Consider the following 20,691-nt stretch of genomic DNA (forward strand, 5'->3'; position numbering starts at 1 on the left):
ACACGCTGCGCGCTACTTCACCTGCAGCTTGAACCAGCGGCGCTTGCCGATCTGAATGGTCTTGCCGCCAAGGTCCGTGAGGACGTCGTTCTCGCCTTCTCCGCGAATCGTCTCGCCCGCCACCGAGACCGCTCCCTGCCGCACGAGGCGACGCGCATCGCTGCGCGAGAGTGTCTTGTCGCACTGGGTGACCAAGTCGAGGACCGTGATCTGCGCCGGCACCAGGACCTCGGGCACGTCTTCCGGTGCCTTGCGCTTCGAGAAGGTCTCCTCGAACCAGTTGGCCTCTTGCGTGGCGACCTCGTCGCCGTGGTAACGGGCGACGACGCGTCCCGCGAGCTTCTTCTTGAGCACCGCCGGGTTCACGCTCCCGCTCTCGAGCTCCTTCGCGTAGTCGCGGATCTCGGCCATCGGATGATCGGTGTAGACCTCGAAGTACTGCACAATGAGCGCGTCGGGAATCTTCATCACCTTGCCGAACTTGTCGCGTGGCGTGTCGGCGAGGGCGATGTAGTTGCCTAGCGTCTTGCTCTGCTTCTCTTTGCCGTCGGTGCCCGGCGTGATCTTCGTCGTCATGACGATCTGCGGCTCTTGCCCGAAGCGCTCCTGGTAGAAGCGCCCCATGAGCTCGTTGAAGAGCTGATCGCTACCGACGATGGTCAGGTCTGACTCGAGCATGAACGAGTCGTACCCCTGGAGCAGCGGGTAGAGCATCTCGTGCATGTAGATCTCTTGGTGCTCTCGGATGCGCTTCTGGAACATGTCGCGCTGCACGAGCTTCGCGTGCGTGACCATCGACAAGAGCGGAAAGAACTCGGCCACGCTCATCTTGTCGAACCAGTCGCCGTTGCGACGGACCTCGAAGACCGCCGGGTCCGTCAGGAGCACCTTGCCGACCTGCTCGATGAAGTGCTGCGCGTTCTGTTCGATCTCCTCCTTGAGCGGCACCTTGCGCGCCGCGCTCTTGCCGGTGGGATCGCCGATGCGCGTCGTGAAGTCGCCGATCAAGAACACGACCTTGTGCCCGTGCTCTTGGAAGTAGCGCATCATCCAAAGGTTGACGGCATGACCGATGTGGAGGAACGGCGCTGTCACGTCGACGCCGTATTTGATGCGGAGCGGCTTGCCCTTCGCGAGCTTCTTCTTGAGCTCGTCGAGCGAGAAGATTTCGTCGGTGGTGCGCGCGAGGACGTCGAGGTCGATGGGCTTGAGCATCGGGCCGCTCAGTGTAGCCGAGGCGAAGCGGCAAGTGTCACCGCGCGAGGCCACGCACGAGCTGTTTTTGCACGACAGAGAAGAGCAGCAAGACGGGCGCCGAGAGCACCACGTTGCCGGCCATGAGAACGTGCCAGCGAACACCGCTTCCCTGTTCACGCAAGAGCGCGACGCCCAGCGGCAGTGTCCGCACGGCGTCGTCGGTCGTCATGACGAGGGGCCAGAAATAGTCGCTGTAGTGGAAGACGAAGCTCACGAGAAAGAGCGACGCGAGGGTGGGCGCCACCATGGGCCCCAAGATGCGGTAGACGATGACGAACTCGGAGGCGCCGTCGAGGCGCGCCGCTTCGACGATCTCGTCGGGCACCGAGAGGAGCGCCTGCCGAACGAGAAACGTCCCCAAGGCGCTCACGGCAAACGGCAAGACGAGCGCTCCCATCGTGTTGACGAGGCCAAGCTTCGCGAAAACGAGGTAGAGCGGCACGAAGGTCACCTGCGCCGGCACAAGGAGGCATGCGAGGACGAGGCCGAAGACAACGCGGCGGCCCCGCCACTCGAGCTTGGAGAGCGCGTAGCCGGCGGGCAATGCGAGGACGATCTGGAGCATCGCGATGAGCGTGGCCATGGCGACCGTGAGGAGCAGCGTTCGCCCCACGGGGAGCGTGGCGAAGAGCTCGCGGTAGGCGCCGAGCGTCGGATGCTCGGGCAGGATACCGTCGGGACGCGAAACGATGTCCTTGAGCGACTTGAGTGACGTGAGGACCATCCAGGCATACGGCCCTACCCACAAGAGCGCCGACAGCAGCGCGAGCGAGCCGAAGAAGGCGCGAGGCGCGCGTCGCGTCATCATGCGCGCGCCCCCCGCTCGCGAAAGAGGCGAAGGTTGAGCCACGAGAGCGTCACCAGGAGGAGCAGGAACGCCGTCGCGAGGGCGCTGGCCTTGCCGACGCTGAGGTTCAGGAAGATCTGCTCGTAGATGGCGTAGACGAACAGCGTCGTCGCCTTCGCGGGCCCACCTTGCGTCATGATGCGAACCACGTCGAAGGCCTGGAACGAGGCTACGAGGCTCGTCGTCACCACGAAGGCTGCCGTCGGACGAAGCTCCGGCAAGATCACGAAACGAAAGCGGGCGAAAGGCCCCGCGCCATCGAGGGCTGCGGCCTCGGAGAGGGCCTTCGGGATCGCATCGAGGGCGCCAAGAAAGATGACCATGGCGTAGCCGGTCGTCTTCCAGACAGTGACCATAGCCAGCGTCACGAGCGCGAGATCAGGATCGGTGAGGAACATGAGGCGGGGTAGGCCCACGCGGGCGAGGACGCGGGCGAGGAGCCCGGCGTCGGGATCGAGGAGCCACAACCACAAGAGCGCGACGGCCACCCAGCTGACGACGTAGGCGCTGAAAATGGCGCCGCGGGCCAGCGCGAACAAGACGCCGGGCCTCCGAAGCAGAAGCGCGAGCCCGAGCCCGAGGCTCGTTCCCACCGAGACGACGAGCGCGCTAAACGAGAGCGTCCGCAGGCCGATGCGCGCGAGCTCCGCGCCCAACAGCAGCTCACGGTAGTTCTCCCAGCCCACGAAGCGCGGTGGCGTCAACAGATCCCACTCGAAGAAGCTCAAGGCGGCCGACGCGAAGACCGGCGCGGCAAAGAAGAGCGAGAGAAACAGGGCCGTCGGTCCCGTAAGGACGAGCGGGTGGTGCGCCGCTTTGGGCCTCATGAGCCGCGCCTTTGCGTAGCCATGGCCTTGGCCGCGAGCGCGCGCGCTTCGGCGAAGACCTCGCGCGGCGAAAGGTTCCGAAGGACCGCATCCTCGAGGCGTGGGTCGACAATGTCGCGCTGCACTCGGAAGAGCGCCGGCGACCAAGGCCAAGGCTCGACGTGCTCAAGCTGACGCACGGCCACTTCATCGTTGGGAAAGCGCGCGTAATAGCCCTCGGCGCGGAGCTTCTCGATGGCGGGCTCGGAGACAGGGATGTAGCCGGTGCGCGTCGCAAACTCCGCCGCGGCGTCGGCGCGGCACATGTAGGCGAGGAAGTCTGCCGCCGCCGCCTTCTTCTCCGCAGGCGCCGCCTTCATGATCACGAAGAACGTCCCGCCCGTCGGCACGGAGGGCCGCACGTGGAACGGCAGCGGAGCCGCCACGACGCGAAACGACGCGTTGTCCTCCAGGTAACGAACGTACGCGGTGCTGGTCCAAAGGAGCGCGGCGCGGCCCGAGAGAAAATCCTGGTTCGCCGCCGACCACGCGTTGTAGTCGCGGCCCGGCGGCGGCCGCATCACGCGGTCATCGTGAACGAGCCGCTGGAGGAATCGGAGGGCCTCTTCGCCAGCCTCACCGCCGAGCGTCAACGCACCGGCGCCGTCGACGAGGCGCCCGCCGACTTGCCCCATCATGGCCACCCAGAACCACCAGGAGACGGGGACCACGAAGCCCCAGCGCACCGGTGAGCGCGTGGTGAGGCGCACCGCGGCGGCGCGCAGCTCGGTCCAGGTGCGAGGCGTCGCAACGCTCTCCCGTTCGAGGAGGTCCGCGTTGACGAACATGATGGGCGTCGACCGGTTGAACGGCACGGCAACGCGAGCGCGGTCGCTTTGGTCGGCGTAGGCGCCCTCTTGCGCGAGCGCCTTCACCAAGCGCGTGGCGCGCAGCGCTGGGTACGCGTCAAGCGGCTCGAGCACGCCCGCGCGTTCGAGGTAGGGCACGACCTCGCCAACGACGTGCGTGAGCGGTGGCGCGGCACCGGCCGCGAGCGCGGTCCGCACTTTCGCGAGCGCCTCGAAGTAGTCCCCCTGAAAGACCGCATCGATGAAGACGTCGCGCTGAGACGCGTGGTAGCGGCGCACGAGGTCCAAGAGCACCTCGCGGTTCTTGCCGCCGTACGCGAACCAGAAGGGAACGACGACGCGCCCTCTGGCTTCCTCCGGGAGCCGCGAGCACCCAAGTGACGCGGCAGCGCCCGCGAGGAGGACCGAACGGCGCGCGAGGCGGTTCGGGCTCATGGGATCCGAAGACCGTCCTTGGACGGGTCGAAGAAGTGAAGCTTCTCAGTCCGCGCGCGCACGTGAAGGCGTTCGCCGGGGCGGCGCACCTCGAAGCCACTTCGTCGCACGCGAACGTCGAGGTCGCCGGCGCGCAGGAAGAGCACCGTCTCGGCGCCGAGCGGCTCGGTCGCCACGACCTCGAAAGGACCGTCGCCCGGCGCGTCCACGACCTCGAGGTCTTCGGGGCGAACACCGACGAGGACGCTCGAGGGCAAGGAAGCCGACGCATCCGCCGCTTCGAAAGGACCAAAACGCACGAGCCCCTCTCGCACCTCGCCCGGCACCACGTTCATCTTCGGAGTCCCGACGAAGGTCGCGACGAACGAGTCGGCGGGCCTCTCGTAGAGTTCGCGCGGCGTGGCGACTTGTCGGACCGCGCCTTGGCTCATGACGACGATGCGATCGGCGAGCGTCATGGCCTCGACTTGGTCATGGGTGACGTAGAGGCAAGCGCCCCGTAGCGTGCGGAGGATTTGCGCGAGTTCGACACGCAAGTCGTTGCGGAGCGCGGCGTCGAGGTTCGACAGCGGCTCGTCGAAGAGGAAGACCTTGGGCCGACGAACCAGGGCGCGGCCGATGGCGACCCGCTGACGTTCGCCGCCGCTGAGCTCCGCGGGCCGGCGCCGAAGGAGCGCTTCGATGCGGAGCACGCGCGCGACCTCGGAGAGGGCCGCCTCGCGCTCGGCCGCCGGCATGCGCCGCATGCGCAGCGGGAACGCGATGTTCTCGGCCACCGTCATGTGGGGGTAGAGGGCGTAGCCCTGAAAGACCATGGCCACGTCGCGATCTTGCGGCGCGACGCCCTCAAGGGACCGGCCGCCGACGGAGATGGTGCCGCCGTCGGGTACGTCGAGGCCAGCGATGAGACGCAGGAGCGTCGACTTCCCGCAGCCGGAGGGGCCCACAATGACGATGCGTTCGCCGGCGTGAGCGTCCAACGACACGCCGCGGAGGGCCGCGGGTGCTTTCGACTCGCCGGGCCGCGGACGAAAGGACTTCGCCACGTCACGGAGCCGCACGACGACGTCGGATTCGGCCACGGAGGCGCAGCTTACAGGGTCTCGCCGCCGCGGGAACATGGCATCCTTTGCCCGTGCTCACGCTGGCCTTCATGACGGATCTTCACTTCGGCCCGGAAGCCCGCTTCGAGGGAAAGCTGCGAAAGCTCAGCCATCACGCCGCACGGCTGACGGAGGAGGTTGTTCGCGAGCTAAGGGAGACCGTGAAGCCCGAACTCCTCGTGAACCTGGGAGACGACATTGAGGACGAGTCCTACGAGGCCGACCTCGAGCGTTACCGACGCTGCCAAGCGCTCCTCAAGGAGGGAGGTGCCCCTGTCGTCAACGTGGCGGGCAACCACGACGTGATCCACCTCGGGAAAGAGGAGCTCAACGCCAGCTGGGGGAGGCCTCGCGAGGCGCCGCTCCATTACTCGTTCGACGAGGGGCCCTTTCATTTCGTGGTGCTCCACACGCTGGAAAAGAGGGACGTCGACGTGAGCATTCCCTTGGCGCAGCTCCGATGGCTCGAGGCGGACTTGACGGAAACACAAAGGCCGACGGTCGTCTTCATGCACCATCCTGCGAGTGAGCAGGACCTCACCGGCAACCGCTGGTTTGCGAAGGCGCCGCACCTCGCGCTCGTGCGAGACCGAAGGGCGCTGCGTCACGTGTTCGAGGCATCCCGGAAGGTCGAGCTGGTGGTCAACGGTCACGTCCACTGGAACCACCTCGACGTGATCGAGGGCATCCCTTACGTGTCGGTGCAGAGCCTCATCGAAAACCTGGACGACGACGCGCCGGGCCGCCCAGCCAAGGCCTTTGCTGTCGCGCGGCTCGAAGAGCGACGGATCACCGTGCACGTCCACGGCGAGGAGCCGGCGCGGTATCAGTTCGAGCGACGCCGCTGAGGGACAGGGAGCGCTCCGCGACGCTTCACGCCATCGGCGTCGCGCGCGCGTCGACGCAACAAGTCGGCTCCCGTCGACGGCACTCGTGAGCCCCCGATTCGGCCGCGGCCGTAACGGGAGCCTCGCGGCGGCGCGCTCTCCGCTTGTGCACGCTGGGGCGGCAGCTTGCCGCGAAGCAGTGCAATCCGCCGCGCATGACGGCAATGAACGCCACGGTCAAAAGCGAGGGACGGGTAGCTCGCGACACCGCAACGTCGGCACACGACGATGACGGGAGAGCCTCCTCGGTCGACGGGGCTGCGAGGAACTGGCTGTGGTGCGCGCTGTCGCGCGGGCGCGAACCGCTCCTTCTTGTTCGCCGCATCCACGCTCTCCGTCGTCACGGTGAGTTGGCACTCCACGTGCTCCGCTTGGAGACGCAAACCCCAACAAGGAGACCTCGATGAATACGACGACGCTCGCGCCCCTCTCGGATCTGGAACTCTCTCTCTCGACCGGCGGTGACGTCTACGTTGCCTCCGACTACGATCCGAGCGGCTACGGGCCCGGCATCACCTACACCACCGAGGGAAACACCATCACCTACGAAAACGAGAACGGAACGACCAGCTTCACCTGCCCCCCGGGAACCGACAATCTCGTCGGGTACGGGCCGTCGTACGACGGCTGCCAGGACTTCGGCTCGTTTGGCGCCACCGCATCGGACTACGGAGCCTTTGGTGAGTCGCCGACCGGTGATACGGGTGATAGCAGTGGCGGCGGCGACGGCGGCTTCGATGCCGGCGCGTTCAACGAGGGCCCCAGCAACGACGCCGGTTTCGGTGACTACGGCTTCGGCGCCATCTACGCATAATGGCGGCGGGTGCCCCCGTCATTGAGTGCGCCTCCCCTTTTGTCGAGCTTTCATCGCAGACCCTCGGGGAGTTCTGCCGCCGCTGGGAGGTCGACCGGCTGCGACTCGTCGGCTCGGCGAAGAACGGCCCGTTTCGGCCGGACTCGGACCTCGACTTCGTGTTTTACGGGTCCTTTCGCGCGCGAATCTTCGATCCGAACGGTCGACCGTGTCGCGCGGCAACCGACGAGCTACGCACGCTCGTCGGTCGTTCCGTTGACCTTGTCTCCGCGCGCCTCGCGCTTGCGAATCCCTTCATCGCTCACGATTTTTTCGTTCGCCAAGAGTTCACACGCCACCAAGGTCTCCTGTGGAACGTGCAGCACGCGGTCGCCAGCCTTGCGGCGGCGGGCCCGCCCGAACCTGCGCTTCTTGATCTCGTCAAGCGCCGCACGTTCGAGGCGGCCCTCGTGTCCCTGGGCCGCGCCTGCGAGAGAGAGAGCAGCATCGCCGAGTGGCGCCGCATCGGACTTGGGGCGCTTCCGTGGGAAGAGGCTCGTGCGGCGCTAGGGCCCATCGTACGAGCCCTGCACGCGGTCACGGACCTTCCACCATGGCCGTGCGATCGCGACCTGGCGACGCTCGTGAATGCCATCGTCTCGCACTCAGCGCTCGTCGCTGAAGTGACAGCGCGCGAGCTACCGGCAAGCCCCGCGCTCCCCGAGGACACCATCCGGGAGGCCGGGGGAGACGTTCCCGAAGTCCCGGCGGAGGGAGCGGCGTGGCCTTCCGCCGACGCGCCGGTCCTGATGCTGGATAGTGAACTCCATCCGCAGAGCCGCGCGGCAGAGCTCACAGGGCTCTGTCGCCGCTTTGGGATCTTCCGTCTCGTTGAATCACGAAACGCTCGAGCCAGTGTGCCTCAGTATGCCGCGTTCGCCGAAACCGACGCTCGCCTCTACGCCGCCCCCGGCTTCATCGCGAACGACGCAGTGCAGGCCTTCGGGGACCTAGGCGCCACCTTGCTCTGCGCCCGACGCATCGCGGTCCTCGACAACCCCTTCGCGGCGTACAACGCGTTCATCAGACGGGCCTTTTCACCACGAGACGAAGGTGCGTGGTTCGTTCACGCGGCACGCAATCGACTCCGAGACTTCGCGGAAGCAACGCCAGCGACGCGCCTTCGGGGCTGCGGTGCGGCGCTTCTGCGCCTCGGGCGGGCCGCGCGATGCCTCTCCATCGAGGACCTGGACAGCCTCGGGCTCCGCGCCTTGCCGTGGGAGGAACTTCGCGCGGCGTTCGACCCGTGGCTGTCGCGCGAGCCTGACGCACGTCTTCCCTCCGCAGAAACCGTTGGCGAACTCGCCCAGGCCTGCTTGAGGGAACACTCGGCGATGCGCCGCGTGGGCGCGATGGCGCTTACGCACCGACCTTGGGTTCCGCAAGAACTGATGACCCTCGCGCTCGGTAACATGCGGCCCGAAGCCGCGCACGACTGGCGCTAACCGACGTTCCTACACGACGCCGAGCCAGCGGTCGGCGACGGCCAAGAGCAGCGTCACGTCGAAGGGGCGCTTCGCGCGGTCGCGCTCCAGGCACTCCGATACGGCCGCCGCCACGTCGGGCGCCACGTCGGGGACGACCTCGGCCAGCGGCGAGAGCGGGCGCGCCGAAACGCTCCGCATGATTTGCCCGACGCTGCCGCCTTCGAAGGGCTTCTTGCCGCTCAAGCACTCGTAGAGAACGACCCCGACGGCCCAAACGTCGGCGCGCGCATCAATGTCGCTCTCGCCATAGAGCTGCTCCGGGGCCATGTAGTGCGGCGTGCCCATGAAGGCCTTGTCGCGCGTGAGCACGCTCGTCGCCGCCGCGGCGCCTTCCGTGGCCGTGAGGCGCGCGAGCCCGAAGTCGAGGAGTCGGCCGGAAACAGCGCCGGTTCCGTCATGGGCGCTCTCGAGAAAAATGTTCGCGGGCTTAATGTCACGGTGCACGATGCCAAGGGCATGCGCGGCGGCGAGTGCCGACAACACGGGTCGCAAGACGAAGAGCGCCTCTGGCACGGTGATGCGGCCACGACGAGCGAGCAGCTGATCGAGCGATTCGCCGACGAGCAGATCCATCACCATGACGAGCGGCCCGTTCGGGGACGACTCGAAGATGTCATGGACCTCGACGACGGCAGGGTGACGCAAGACGCCACCCACGCGTGCTTCACGGAGGAAACGCTTGGTCAGATCGGGATCGGTGAACTTCGTGAACTTCAGGGCCACGGGCTTACGCGTCAGCACGTGGCGAGCAGCCCAAACGACGCCGAGGCCCCCTTCGCCCAAGATGCGCTCGAGCTGGTAGCGGCCCACAACGTCGCCTGGCAAGAGGCTGTGCACCGTCGCCGGTGTCGCGGTGCGCCCTGCGGAGCCGGGCGGCGGTGGCTCGCTGGCCACCGTGTGCGCGAGGGCGGGGTCGTGGCGGAGGCGCACAAGACTACCCACGGTTTCGCGACAGGCCGCACACTCGTCGAGGTGGCGTGCGTGGTCGGCGCGGACGTCGGTCGGCAGCTCCCCGTCGGCGAGCAGCGCGAGGACATTCTCGTCGGGGCAACCCACGGCAGTAGTGTAGTGCGGGGAGTCGGCGATTCGTACGCAGAATTGCGCGGGCCGATGATGCGAGGGCCACCCAATTCCGCGTGCCTGCCGTCCCTCTGCGCGCTCCACAGTCCATCGCGACGCGCGGTGAATCTTTGGCGCCGACGTTTCGTGGATCGACCCGCCTCGGCGGTGGGTCTACGCTGTCGATGTGCCCCCGGTGAACGAAGCCGAGCTCATGGACGCGCTCGAAGGCCTCGACCTTCCAGCCCTTGGCACTTCTGTCACTCAGGTGGCGAAGTTCTGCGTCGAGAAGGACGTGGCGCCGGCGCACCTCGGCGAGGCGGCGCTGGTGGTCGCCTGCGGCGCGCGAAGCGCCGCCGCGCTCGCCGAGTTCGAGCGCCGCTACGCCGCAGAGTTCGTCGGCGCGCTGTCGCGCTTCCGCCTCGATCGTGCCGCCATCGACGAGATCAGTCAGCGGGTCCGCGAAAAGCTCTTCGTCGGTGACGCCAGCTCGCCACCGCGGATTCTCAACTACGCCGGGCGCGGCGCGCTCGTGAGCTTCCTCCGCGCCGTGATCGTGCGAACTGCCATCGACGTGCGGCGTCACGAGAAGCTCGAGCCAGCGCCGACCGATGACGCCGAACCGCTGCTCCGCGTGGCGCAGGCGACCGACGACCCGGAGCTCGAAAACATCCGCGCCAGATACGCGGCGCCGTTCCGTGACGCGATCCGTGACGCCGTCCGCTCCCTCGATGCGGACGAACGCAACGCCCTGCGCCTTCACGTGACCGAAGGCCTCACGCTCGACGAGGTGGCACGCATCTACGGCGTGCACCGTGCGACGGCGGCGCGCTGGATCCAGTCGGCGCGCGATCAAATTCTGCTGCGCACCAAGCGCCTCCTGAGCGAGCGCTTGCGCCTGAGCCCGCCGGAGTTTGACAGCCTCGTGCGCCTTTGCCGGAGCCGCCTCGAACTCACGTTCTCCGGCGCCGACGCGGCGCCGTAAGCTCCCTTGAGCGAGGACGCCAGCTCAGGTCTAGGGCGCGCGGACAGCCCAGCCGAGTCCGCCGCCGTCGACGGGCGGTCGCTCTGGCTCGGGGCGGGTGAGGAAATACGTCGTCGTAGCCGCGCCGGCGAGGACGACGCCAGCGCCCGCCCAAAACCACCACCTTTGCACGAGCGAAGGCTTGTCAACGGAGAGCTTCGCGGTCACGTCAACCGTTTGCCCTGGGTCGACGACGGCCTGCGTCTCGAAGGGCAAGAACCCCTTCTTCTTCACCGTCACGCGGTAGCGGCCAGCGGGCCTCGAGATCGTAAGGGGCGCGAGCCCTACATCGAAGTCGTCGAGCGTGACCTGACCACCCTCCGGTGCGGAGGCGACGCGCAACGTGGCGGGCAACTTGTCGAGCTCGAGCCGCAGCGACTTGGTCGTCCCCGGCGCGAGGGTCTCGTTGCGGACCGCGTCGGCGAAGCCACGTCGCGAGACCGTCAACACATGATTGCCGGGATCAAGGAGCACGCGGAAGGCGCCCTTCGGCGCGGGCGCGCCGGGGCCCGGTGGCAGTGTGCCGGCGAGCAGAACGGAGCGGTCGTCGACGGTGAAGGCCTCGAGCGGCGCGCCGTCGATGGAAAGGGTGGCTTCGTCGGGTAGGAGCTCGAGGTCCCACGTGGCTTGGAGCTTGGTCACCTCGTCCACGGCGCGGCGGGTTTCTTCGGCGAGGGCCGGCGACAGCTCCTTCTCGCCGCTCTTCTTGTGCTCGCGAAGGGCGCGCTCGAAATCTCGCCGCGCGAGCATGTAGCGCCCCGTCGCGCGATGGCATGCCCCGATGTTGAAGGTCGTGACGGCGTGGGGCCGCACCTTCGCCGACTCTTCGAAGGCGGCAAGCGCCTCGGCCCACTGCGCTTCGCGCACGAGCTTCGCGCCGCGAAGAAACGCATCGCGGGCGCCTTTCGTGTCCGCCTCATCGGCGGACGCCGACGAGGCGAGCAAGAGCGCAGCAGCGAACGCCAAGAGCGCGACTCGACGGAGCAACATGATCAGAAGGGCGGCTTAGCGACAACGCCGCCTGCGGTGCGGTCGCTGTCGGGCTTGATGGGTGACTTTGGCGCGGGCTCGCGGCGCGCCGGGGGCGCGCGCCTGGCCTCTCTGGCGCGGGCGGCTTCGAAGGCTCTGCGCTCACGGCGCCGGCGACCGATTCACTGCCGGCACCGACTCGCTGGGGCGCAGCGGTCGTGGGCGACGACTCGACGGGTGCGGGAGGAGAAGGAGGAGCGGGGCTCGCCGGCGCGGTCGCTCGCGCTCCCACGGGCGCGCCGTGCCGCGTCGGCGCAAGCCATGCGAAGCCCCCGGCGGCTCCCGCGAGCACCAGCGCCGCTGCGACGATGAGCGCACGGCGGCCGCGGTGCACGCTCCGCACCGGTTCGCGCGTTGGCGGCGGAGGCTCGACGGCCGGCAGCGCGGCGCCATCGAAGGTGTTGCCCGCAAGGAAGCGCTCCAAGGCCTCGCGAAGCTCGCGCGCGGAGGCGATGCGCCGACCGCGATCACGCTGGAGGCATGCCTCGACGATGCGCGCGAGAGCAGGCGGCGTCGATGGCGCCGCTTCAAGGAGGGGCTTGAAGGGTCCGAGGGTGACAAGCTTGAGAATCTGTCCGAGGTTCGCCCCCTCGGAAGGTCGCACCCCCGCGAGGCCTTCGTACATGAGGACGCCGGTGGCCCAGAGGTCGGTGCGGGCGTCGAGGTCACGCTCGCCGTAAACCTGTTCGGGCGCCATGTAGTAAGGCGTGCCCATCATCGCGCCCGTCCCCGTAAGCTTCGCCGTCTCGTGGCTCGACTCATCGAGCTTGGTGACCTTTGCAATGCCGAAGTCGAGCACCTTCACGTCGACGGAGCCGTCGGGTCGATTCGCGAGGAAGACGTTGTCTGGCTTGATGTCACGGTGGATGACGCCCCGCGCATGGGCCGCTTCGAGCGCCGACACCATCGGCACCACGAGGCGGACGAGCTCGTCGGGCGGGAGCTTGGTTTGGCGCTCAAGGCGATCGCCGAGCGATTCGCCTTCGAGCAGATCCATCACGAGAACGGGCGCGCCCCCCTCAAGCTCGAGGACGTCGTGCACTTGCACGACGTTCGGATGACGAACGCTACAGGCAGCTCGCGCTTCGCGGAGCAGGCGACGCCGCGAGTCGTCGTCGGCTTCGCTCGGGCCACTCAAGAACTTCAGCGCGACGGTCTTGCCTGTAACCGTGTGCGTCGCGGACCAGACGGCCCCCATGCCACCTTGACCGAGCTGGCGGCCAAGCTGGAAACGGTTTGCGACGATGGCGCCCGCTGTCAGCACGACCGGTAGCTAGCACGGGCCTGCAAAGGTGCACCCGAAGGGGGCGGCTTTTTCCCGATCAGGGCGACGTGCCGCGGCGAATTTGCTGACAGCGTTCCATGCACGCGATGTTGTCCGCGCAGGACGTGGCGCAATCCTGAGACTTGCCCTGCTTGGAGGCGCAATCGGGGTCGCGTTCGCAGCGCTGCGGGTCTTTTTGCGCCGCCTTTTCGGCCGCCGCGCAAGAGGCTCCTGCGAGTGCCAGTACAAGGAGGATGAGCTTCATTTGGGCCTCGGCGGTTGGGTGCGGTCGAGCGAGGGGCGCTCACGAAGGCATTTCGCCAGAGCCGGTTCGAGGCCGCGCATCGCGGCCGGGAGGCGAGGGCGGCCCATAACGGGCGCGCCGAGACGGGACCAGTCGATGCCGACATCGGAGACGCTGAGCCAAACGAAGAGCGCGCGACCGCGAATGTTCTCGAAGGGAACGCCGCCGCCTTGCCCGCCCCACCACATTCGCGAGTCGTGGCTGTTGTTGCGGTTGTCGCCCATCACCCACGCCTCACCGGGCTTCACGAAGTACGGGCCTTGGTAGGGTTCGGTGCGGTCCCGCTCGAACAGCGTGAGGTAAGCCTCATCCTCGAGAAACTCGATGTACAACTCACCCGTGCGTTTGCCACCGCTGTCGGGCGCGGTGTACGAAAACTCACCGACGAGGCAGCTGGGCACCTCCCAACCGTTGATGATGGGGTGGCCCGCTTTGACCTCGAGCTTGTCACCCGGCAGGGCGACGACGCGCTTGATGAAGTCTTGCTCTGGCTGCTCCGGGTACGCGAAGACCATGACGTCGCCGCGTTCCGGCGGCATGCGCGTCCAAAGTCGCGCCTTGGTGAAGGGGATCGCAGGCCCGTAGGTGAACTTGTTCACGAAGATGTGATCGCCGACATCAGCGTCGGGATCATCGAGCCGCTGGGGATCTTGAACGCCTCGACCACGAAGGCGCGAAGCGCCATGGCGACGGCCACCGCGACGAGGATCGACTCGACGTACTCCCGAATCTCGCTCTTGCGGAAGCGACCCAGGCGAACGTCGACCTCGCCGTCGGCGCGCACGAGCGCCTCCACGAACGCCTCTTCGCTAAAGGGACGCTGGCTCATGGCCTTGCGGAGGCCCTCGAGGTCTTCTTCGAGTTGCGCCTGTTCCTTCGCCGACAGGTCGCGGCGAATGGTCGCGGCGTTCTTCTCGACGATGGCGTCGGCTTCTTCGAGCAACGTCTGGGCGCGCTGAAACGGCACGCGCATGGCCTCAGGGAGGTCCGAGCGGAGGGCCGGGAATGCATACCGTGCGAGCGGCAGGCGCATGTGAGCGGACCACAGGGCCATGGCAAAGGCGGTGAACGCCACGATGCCGACGGGCACGGGCTGCTCGCGAACGATGGCCTCGAGCGCGCCGAGGACGCCGGCGTGCTCAAGTCCGCTCGGCGGCGTCAGGCCCCAAACAAAGAGACTCGCGAAGACAAACGGAAGCAGGAAGAACCAGAAGGCCCAATACGCAGAGCGGAGCGGCGCACGCAGCGGCGACGGCGGCGGCACCGGAGGGGCCATGGCCGCGTCTCGGTAAGGCGCCGACGCAGCATCCGGGGCTTCGGCCGCGTGAGCCTCCGCGGGCGGAGCCGCCTCTTCCGGCTTCGTGGTCATGGGCTGGGGCCGATATACCACGGGGGCCGCCGCCGGATAGGACCGAACGCCGCTTCGCAGAGCGTCCGTTCGGTGTTGGCCCCGGCGCTTGGTGTGCCCTTCTCCGGAGCGGCTGGAGGCGATGGCGGTCGTAGGCTGCCCCGACTCAAGTGACTCGACGCGCGCCGACGACGGGGGGCGGGCTCAGCGACCGAACACGCGGAGCCCCAAAACGAGCCCCGCGACAACGGCGACCCCCAGGAAAACGACGAGCCCAACGATGAGCAACTGTCGGCGCTCTCGCGCACGACGTCCCGATACGCCGTACCGGCGGGCGGGCGCCGGAGGTGGCATCGAGCGCGCCGCGCGGCCGCGGCCCGGCGGTCGTGCGCTGTCGCGGGGCGGCTTGGTCGAGGGTCGCTGGTCGAACTGAACGACGGTCGTGTCGTCTTCGCCCGTAAAGGGCATCGGCGTGCGGCCGGTCTTGTCCTCGGTCCTGGGTTCCTCGGTCGCGACGCCGTCGTCAACCATGATGCTCGGCAGGTTGTTGACCTCCACCTGAGCGGCCGGCGGCGGCTTCATCACGCGAAGGCCGGTGGCCCGGCCGGTGCCGGCCACCTCAGGCGGCGGGTCACCTGGCTTCGCGGCGCGACGGCGCTCCGACGGCGTCGCCTTGGCCTTGGCCGGCGGCGGTACAAAGGGCGGGCGCTCGTCGGTATCGTCTTCTTTGCGCTCCGGCTCGATCTGCTTTGCAGCGCGTTGCCGCTGCGAGCTCGTGAACTGCACGGGCGTAAGGTCGTCGTCGTCGGGTTGACGAATGAGACGTCGGGAATTGGGCGGCGCGAGCGGTTCGGTGACGGCCGCATCGAAGGAAGGCATCTCCGTCGTCTCGCCGTCGTCGAAGTCGGGCAGGCCACCGCCGCTTGCCGGTGCCCCATTTGGCGCGGTGGGACCTGTAGGGGTCATGCCCGTCGGCGTTTTTCCCGTGGGCGTGAACTGATCAGCAGGCAAGTCTGCGGGGAGCTTGAAGCGCTTCGCGGTGTCATGATCCTCCGGCCAGGAGGCGGGCGCGCCCGCGTCGTCGTCGGCCAGAGCGGCTTGCAACGCGTTCCAAAAGATGGCGACATCGGGCCAACGCGCGTTGGGGTCGCGAAGCAGCGCGCGAGCGAGGACGCGATCGGCGTGCGCGCCCACGTTGAGACCGATGTCTTTTGGCTTGCGGGGAAGGAGAAGCTCTTTCCGGATGATCGATTCGGGGGCGTCGCCGGGTACGACGGACTTGCCGCGCACCACCTCGGCGACGATAAGGGCCAGTGAAAAGACGTCCGTCGGCAGGCCGACATCGCCGAGCGCAGGCTCGAGGTGCTCGGGGGCGGCCCACGCGCTCACGAGCAGGGACGCAGCGACGGGGGTTTCGCGGACAAGCTCCGCGAGGCGGACCCACATGCCGAGGTCGAGGAGTCGGAGTTGGGGCCCGTCCTCGGTCACGGTCGTGAATAGCCCGCGGGAAGATAGCGACCCGTGCGCAACCCCGGAACGGTGCGCGTAGGAGAGCGCGCCAGCAACCGGCTGAAGCAGCGCCATGGCGTCCCTCAGCGATCGGGGCCCGTGGGCTGCGACCTGCTCCGCGAGGCACTTTCCCTCGACCCACTCGACGGCGGCAAAGGGCGCGAAGGTGCCGTTGCCGGCCGCGGCGGTCCCAAGTTCGATGGTGCGCACCAGTTGGGGGTCGCCGATCACGATGGACGTAACCGGCGTCATCTCGGCTTTCCAACGCTTCACGAACGCGTCGACGGCCCCGGGTTCGTTTGCGCCGCCAAACGTGAGCACCCGCAATGCAACGGGTTCATCGGGCCCCTTATGCAGGGCCCTGTAGACGAGCGAGTGCGCACCGGCGTGCACAACGCCCTCCACGACGAAGTGCCCGCCCACCGTGCGGCCAATCAAAGAGAGCGTGTCCTCCGCGCTCACCGTTGCACCATATCAGGGTTCGCGTGGGGGCGCGCGAGCCGTTCCTAGGTTCGCTTGCGATCGCGGAGACGGCGCCATCTCGACGCACCGTACGGCGCCGCTCCCACGGACCTGAAACGACGCTCTGCGGCTCCCTCGCCTGCAAGCGAGAATCGGGCGGCCGACGAGCGCGACATGCGTGAATCGAGAATCCTGGCGGACGCCCGCCCCGATGACATCGGGAATTGGACGCGGCAGCCTAAGGGGCGTCACCGATTTGGACGGCGTAGCTCACGACGCCCGCGCGGTCGTCGAGGAGGTTCGCCGGCGGGTTGGTCGCTCCCGCGTAGGGCGTGTGGTCGATGACCACGTAGTAGCGCCCCTTCGGCACGGGCCACGTCTTCCTGAGTTCCGCATCCGGCGAGAGCACCTCACTCGCTACCGGCGGCGCCATGGGTCCCACGTTCGGTTGCGACAGGTACGCATCGAGCGCCGCGGCGCCCGCATCGGCCGCCATCAACAAGACGTCCATCGCGCCGGCTCCCTCGACCTTCGCCGTGACGAAGAGCGCGCGCCCCGAGTCCTCAACCTCGATGGGCCCGATGAAGTCCCGCTCGTTCTGGTGCACCTCGGTGCGCAGGTTCTCATAGACAATCTTCGCGTCGCCGTGCACCGCGAAGGGGTGCATCGGCCGCTGCCCCACGTTGAGGATGCCCATCGAGAAATCGGCCTCACCGTTCGGTTCGCGGATCACGGTAAAGCCTTCGGCGATCTTCTGATCGAGCAGCTGCTTTCCAAACTTGTCGGCGACGGGGTTGATCTGGTTCATGAGATTCGCCAGCGGCTGCTCGATGGCGATGACGTTGAACGCCGCCGCCCGCACCTCCTTCGAGCGGAAGTGCGCGTACATGGTCGACCCGTCCATCTTGAAGTCCTGGTCGTACCGGACCGTGCCTCCGCTCGCGAAAGCCAGCTTCTTCGACAAGTTCGTGTACGCGTAGCCCCGCCCCTGAAAGGTCACGACGAGATCGCCCCCATCGAGCTCCGACTGCGTGCACTGCGACGGGTAGTAGCGGCCGATGACGGGGGACTCCTCCACGAGCTTGAGCGGCGCGTTCCGACGAAGCATCTCCTTGCAGAAGACGTCGAGGCCCCACGAGAGAATCGAGCGACGCAGCGACCGATTCGACGGGTCATTGATCGGCCCTTCGATGAGGCCGAGCGCCCTCTGCCCGAGGCCGCTCGTGCAGGACGCGCAGCCAGCAGACGTAAACGCGGCGGTGACCACCAGAGCAGCGAGGAGGAGTGAGCTTCGCATTGACGGGCGGCAGCCTACCTCATGCGGCCATGGACCGGCTCGACCGTCGGTAGCGCGGCGAGCCCGCGCCCCGCTCGGTCCGCTTTCCCGAACCGACGAGGACCTGCGAAGGCGCAACCGATGATGATACGTTCCACGCATGGGCAACGTAGCGGTGCTCGGAGCGGGCTCCTGGGGTTCGGCGCTCGCGAAGGTCCTCGCGGACAAGGGGGATCACGTCCGCCTTTGGGCGCGCCGAAGCGACCTCGCCGATGAGATCAACCGCGCCCACGAAAACTCGAAATACCTTCCCGCCGCTCGCTTCCCGTCGACGCTGAGCGCCACGAGCAGTCTCTCCGTCGCGTTGGATGGCGCCGACCTCGTCGTCTTCGTCGCGCCAAGCCACGCGACCCGCGAGGTGGCCCGCATGGCGTCGCCGATGGTCCCCCGAGGGGCAACGGTGGTGAGCGCCACCAAGGGCATCGAGAACGACTCGCTCATGTTCATGGACGAGGTCCTCGCCGCCGAACTCCACCACGACGTCACCTCGCGCCTCGCGTTCCTCAGCGGCCCGAGCTTCGCGAAGGAGCTCGCGCTGGAGCACCCCACGGGCGTCGTGATCGCGTCCCGCAACCCGGCGGTGCGCGACGCCGTGATGCATCGATTCCACACCCCGTACCTGCGCGTCTACGGGAGCGACGACGTCATCGGCGTGGAGTGTGGGGGCGCGCTCAAGAACGTCATCGCCATCGCGGCCGGGGCCATCGAGGGAATGGGCCTCGGCAACAACACGCGGGCCATCCTGATCACGCGAGGACTGGCCGAGATCGCTCGCCTCGCCTTTGCACGCGGCGGGACGCCGCTGACCTTGGCGGGCTTGTCGGGAATGGGGGACCTGGTCCTCACGTGCACCGGCGAGCTATCCCGAAACCGAACGGTAGGCTTCGAGCTTGGCAAGGGCCGCCGCTTGGGCGAAATCCTAGCCAGCCTTGGGCACGTCGCCGAAGGCGTAAAAACAGCCAAGAGCGCCTTTGACCTCAGCAACAAGCTCAAGGTCGAGATGCCCATCACCCACGAGGTCTACGCGGTGCTCTACCAGGACAAGCCTGTGGCCGAGGCCGCCAAGACGCTCATGGCACGCGACCTTTCTCTCGAATTCGATTATCCGCCCAGCTGATCGCAACCGCGATGGTTCGGTCATTCGCTCTCGCCGCCCCGAGGTTCCGCTTGCGCACAACCCGCCTTCTCGCGCTCACGATGCCCGCTCTCGCGCTCCCGCGCGCCGCAGCCGCAGCCGCAGCCGCCTTGTTTTCGTCCGCGGCGACCCTCGTGGCCGCGCCGGTCTCGGCCCAGCAGCCTCCGGTCTTCGCGCCGCCGCCGCAACAACAGCCGCCGCCGCAAGGCTTCCCACCTGCGCAACAACCGCCGCCGCAGGGTTATCCTCCGCCCCAACAAGGCTACCCTCCGCAGCAGCAGGGTTACCCGCCTCCCCAACAGGGTTATCCGCCGCCCCAGGGTTATCCGCCGCCGCAGCAGGGATACCCGCCTCCCCAACAAGGCTATCCGCCGCCCGGATACGGCGCGCCGCCGCCACCGGCGCCGCCGCCAGCCGCGCCGCCCCCGAACGCCAAACGCGACGACGGCGAGATGGTCGCGCTCTACGCGACGAGCATCGGCTACGGCGTGGGCACCGGCGTGTGGATCGACTCGCTGTTTAAGATCTCCGATCCGGGGCTCGCCATCATCGCGCCCATCACACTCGGCGCAGCCATGCCCATCGGCGCCTACGTTTGGGATCGGCAAACAGACCCCGCGCGCGGCGTCCCGAGCTCGCTTGCGGCGGGCCTCATGTTGGGCGCCGTCGAAGGCCTCGGCATCTCGGGTGTTCACTGGCAATACACGGGCAACGAAGCCATCGATGGCACGAAGTTCCGGACCTACTCGACCATCACGTTTCTCGGCGCAACGGCCGGCGGGGTCGGCGGCTACATCTTCGGCGAGTGGGCGCGCCCGGAGCCGCGTGGCCTCGCGTTTGTCGGAAGCGGAGCGGCCTGGGGCCTGCTCTCGGGAACCGTTTTCGGCGTCGGGGTGAGCGGTCGCGACTGGAAGGACGGGGCCTCCATCGCTGGGCTCGTCGGTTACAACGTGGGCTTCCTCGCGTCGGGCCTCACGACGACGGCATGGACGCCTTCGTGGCACATGCAAGAGTCGATGTGGATCGGCTACGGCCTCGGCGCCGGCGTGGGCGCCCTCGTCTTCCCGCTCTACTTGTTCGTCGACGGCGAGCCGAAACGCGGATTCATCGCCGTCAGCGTGGGCAGCCTCGCGGGCCTCGCGCTCGCAACGGTCTTCACCGCGAGCAGCGGCAACGCGTCGGCGCCTTCACGGCTTGCGTCGCTTCCGTCGCTCGCCAGGCTGCCAAGGGTCGGCGCGTACAAGCCCCCCTTCGATTTCGGCATGGCCCAAGCACCAAAACCGCCGAGCCTCCCTTGGCAAAGCGGCGGCGAGGCTGGTGGCAACCTGTTCACCCTCTCGAAAGCGTTCTGACGCCTTCGGCGCGCGTTACTTCTTGGCGGGCGGCGGCGACGTCGGCATCTCGACGCCGGAGTCACCGAGGAGCGCCGGATTTTCCTGGTCAGGCGTGAGCGGGGGCTTCTCTTTGCCGCCGCAGGCGAGGCAACCGAGAGCTCCGAAAACGACCACGGCGACAAGAAGTCTCGTCATGGGCGTAGAAAAGCATGGTCTCGGCGGGCGGGGGAAGATGCTGGCAACAAAAAATGCCGCCGCCCGAGTCGTTCGCCCCGCCCCCCCCGAGTGAGGCGCGGGCGTCGGTGCGCTGGAGACGGCGTTCGACGTGCGAGGCAAGATGTGT

General features: G+C 67.7%; 20 protein-coding genes. 6 read left to right on the forward strand and 14 right to left on the reverse strand.

The window, feature by feature from the left end; translation table 11 throughout:
- Positions 1-12: 12 nt before the first annotated feature.
- The 5 genes from IPG50_19870 to IPG50_19890 are packed head-to-tail and all read right to left on the reverse strand — an operon-like array spanning position 13 to position 5,335.
- Entirely contained in the window at positions 13-1,215 is a 1,203-nt protein-coding gene (locus tag IPG50_19870) for a tyrosine--tRNA ligase (protein MBK6694441.1), read from the reverse strand.
- A 37-nt stretch (positions 1,216-1,252) separates the two neighbouring features.
- Complete coding sequence (locus tag IPG50_19875) at positions 1,253-2,065, reverse strand: carbohydrate ABC transporter permease (GenBank protein MBK6694442.1); 813 nt, start codon at positions 2,063-2,065, stop codon at positions 1,253-1,255.
- Complete coding sequence (locus IPG50_19880) at positions 2,062-2,931, reverse strand: sugar ABC transporter permease (protein ID MBK6694443.1); 870 nt, start codon at positions 2,929-2,931, stop codon at positions 2,062-2,064. Before IPG50_19880 ends, IPG50_19875 begins: the two co-directional genes overlap by 4 nt.
- A complete protein-coding gene (locus tag IPG50_19885; protein MBK6694444.1) occupies positions 2,928-4,214 on the reverse strand; it encodes an extracellular solute-binding protein in 1,287 nt (428 codons plus the stop codon). The genes IPG50_19880 and IPG50_19885 overlap by 4 nt, the downstream gene beginning before the upstream one ends.
- Positions 4,211-5,335 carry an ABC transporter ATP-binding protein gene (locus tag IPG50_19890; GenBank protein MBK6694445.1) on the reverse strand — a complete coding sequence of 375 codons (1,125 nt, stop codon included), beginning with the start codon at positions 5,333-5,335 and terminating at the stop codon, positions 4,211-4,213. The genes IPG50_19885 and IPG50_19890 overlap by 4 nt, the downstream gene beginning before the upstream one ends.
- 32 nt (positions 5,336-5,367) lie before the next feature.
- On the opposite strand from IPG50_19890, the gene IPG50_19895 reads away from it, so the two are divergent.
- From IPG50_19895 to IPG50_19905, 3 genes are all read left to right on the forward strand, one after another.
- The gene (locus IPG50_19895) at positions 5,368-6,165 is read left to right on the forward strand and encodes a metallophosphoesterase (protein ID MBK6694446.1); all 798 of its coding nucleotides are present in this window, start codon (positions 5,368-5,370) and stop codon (positions 6,163-6,165) included.
- A gap of 442 nt (positions 6,166-6,607) precedes the next feature.
- Positions 6,608-7,018, forward strand: coding sequence for a hypothetical protein (locus tag IPG50_19900; protein MBK6694447.1), 411 nt, complete (start codon positions 6,608-6,610; stop codon positions 7,016-7,018).
- Positions 7,018-8,502: a nucleotidyltransferase domain-containing protein gene (locus IPG50_19905; GenBank protein MBK6694448.1), complete on the forward strand. Its 1,485-nt coding sequence runs from the start codon at positions 7,018-7,020 to the stop codon at positions 8,500-8,502. The genes IPG50_19900 and IPG50_19905 overlap by 1 nt, the downstream gene beginning before the upstream one ends.
- Before the next feature lie 9 nt (positions 8,503-8,511).
- Here IPG50_19905 and IPG50_19910 read toward each other — a convergent pair whose 3' ends face one another.
- Positions 8,512-9,600, reverse strand: a complete 1,089-nt coding sequence (locus IPG50_19910) for a serine/threonine protein kinase (GenBank protein MBK6694449.1) — start codon at positions 9,598-9,600, stop codon at positions 8,512-8,514.
- Between the two features lie 199 nt (positions 9,601-9,799).
- On the opposite strand from IPG50_19910, the gene IPG50_19915 reads away from it, so the two are divergent.
- Positions 9,800-10,588, forward strand: a complete 789-nt coding sequence (locus tag IPG50_19915) for a sigma-70 family RNA polymerase sigma factor (protein MBK6694450.1) — start codon at positions 9,800-9,802, stop codon at positions 10,586-10,588.
- A gap of 30 nt (positions 10,589-10,618) precedes the next feature.
- On the opposite strand, the gene IPG50_19920 is transcribed toward IPG50_19915, so the two are convergent.
- The 7 genes from IPG50_19920 to IPG50_19950 all read right to left on the reverse strand — a co-directional run bounded on the left by IPG50_19920 (position 10,619) and on the right by IPG50_19950 (position 17,840).
- Positions 10,619-11,617, reverse strand: coding sequence for a PEGA domain-containing protein (locus IPG50_19920; protein ID MBK6694451.1), 999 nt, complete (start codon positions 11,615-11,617; stop codon positions 10,619-10,621).
- Positions 11,544-12,920 carry a serine/threonine protein kinase gene (locus IPG50_19925; protein MBK6694452.1) on the reverse strand — a complete coding sequence of 459 codons (1,377 nt, stop codon included), beginning with the start codon at positions 12,918-12,920 and terminating at the stop codon, positions 11,544-11,546. Before IPG50_19925 ends, IPG50_19920 begins: the two co-directional genes overlap by 74 nt.
- Before the next feature lie 58 nt (positions 12,921-12,978).
- Positions 12,979-13,185 carry a hypothetical protein gene (locus IPG50_19930; GenBank protein ID MBK6694453.1) on the reverse strand — a complete coding sequence of 69 codons (207 nt, stop codon included), beginning with the start codon at positions 13,183-13,185 and terminating at the stop codon, positions 12,979-12,981.
- Complete coding sequence (lepB, locus tag IPG50_19935; protein ID MBK6694454.1) at positions 13,182-13,823, reverse strand: signal peptidase I; 642 nt, start codon at positions 13,821-13,823, stop codon at positions 13,182-13,184. Before lepB ends, IPG50_19930 begins: the two co-directional genes overlap by 4 nt.
- Positions 13,820-14,593 (reverse strand): S26 family signal peptidase, encoded by a 774-nt coding sequence (locus IPG50_19940; GenBank protein MBK6694455.1) that lies wholly within the window; start codon positions 14,591-14,593, stop codon positions 13,820-13,822. The genes lepB and IPG50_19940 overlap by 4 nt, the downstream gene beginning before the upstream one ends.
- A gap of 183 nt (positions 14,594-14,776) precedes the next feature.
- Complete coding sequence (locus tag IPG50_19945) at positions 14,777-16,543, reverse strand: hypothetical protein (protein ID MBK6694456.1); 1,767 nt, start codon at positions 16,541-16,543, stop codon at positions 14,777-14,779.
- Between the two features lie 238 nt (positions 16,544-16,781).
- Positions 16,782-17,840, reverse strand: coding sequence for a hypothetical protein (locus tag IPG50_19950; GenBank protein MBK6694457.1), 1,059 nt, complete (start codon positions 17,838-17,840; stop codon positions 16,782-16,784).
- A 139-nt stretch (positions 17,841-17,979) separates the two neighbouring features.
- On the opposite strand from IPG50_19950, the gene IPG50_19955 reads away from it, so the two are divergent.
- Both IPG50_19955 and IPG50_19960 read left to right on the forward strand, forming a co-directional pair.
- The gene (locus IPG50_19955) at positions 17,980-18,996 is read left to right on the forward strand and encodes an NAD(P)-dependent glycerol-3-phosphate dehydrogenase (protein MBK6694458.1); all 1,017 of its coding nucleotides are present in this window, start codon (positions 17,980-17,982) and stop codon (positions 18,994-18,996) included.
- Positions 18,997-19,046: 50 nt separating this feature from the next.
- Entirely contained in the window at positions 19,047-20,366 is a 1,320-nt protein-coding gene (locus IPG50_19960) for a hypothetical protein (protein ID MBK6694459.1), read from the forward strand.
- 15 nt (positions 20,367-20,381) lie between these two features.
- Here the strand turns inward: IPG50_19960 and IPG50_19965 are convergent, their stop codons facing one another.
- Positions 20,382-20,543 carry a hypothetical protein gene (locus IPG50_19965; GenBank protein ID MBK6694460.1) on the reverse strand — a complete coding sequence of 54 codons (162 nt, stop codon included), beginning with the start codon at positions 20,541-20,543 and terminating at the stop codon, positions 20,382-20,384.
- Positions 20,544-20,691 lie beyond the last annotated feature (148 nt).

This window comes from Myxococcales bacterium, assembly GCA_016703425.1.
Classification (GTDB): domain Bacteria; phylum Myxococcota_A; class Polyangia; order Polyangiales; family Polyangiaceae; genus JADJCA01.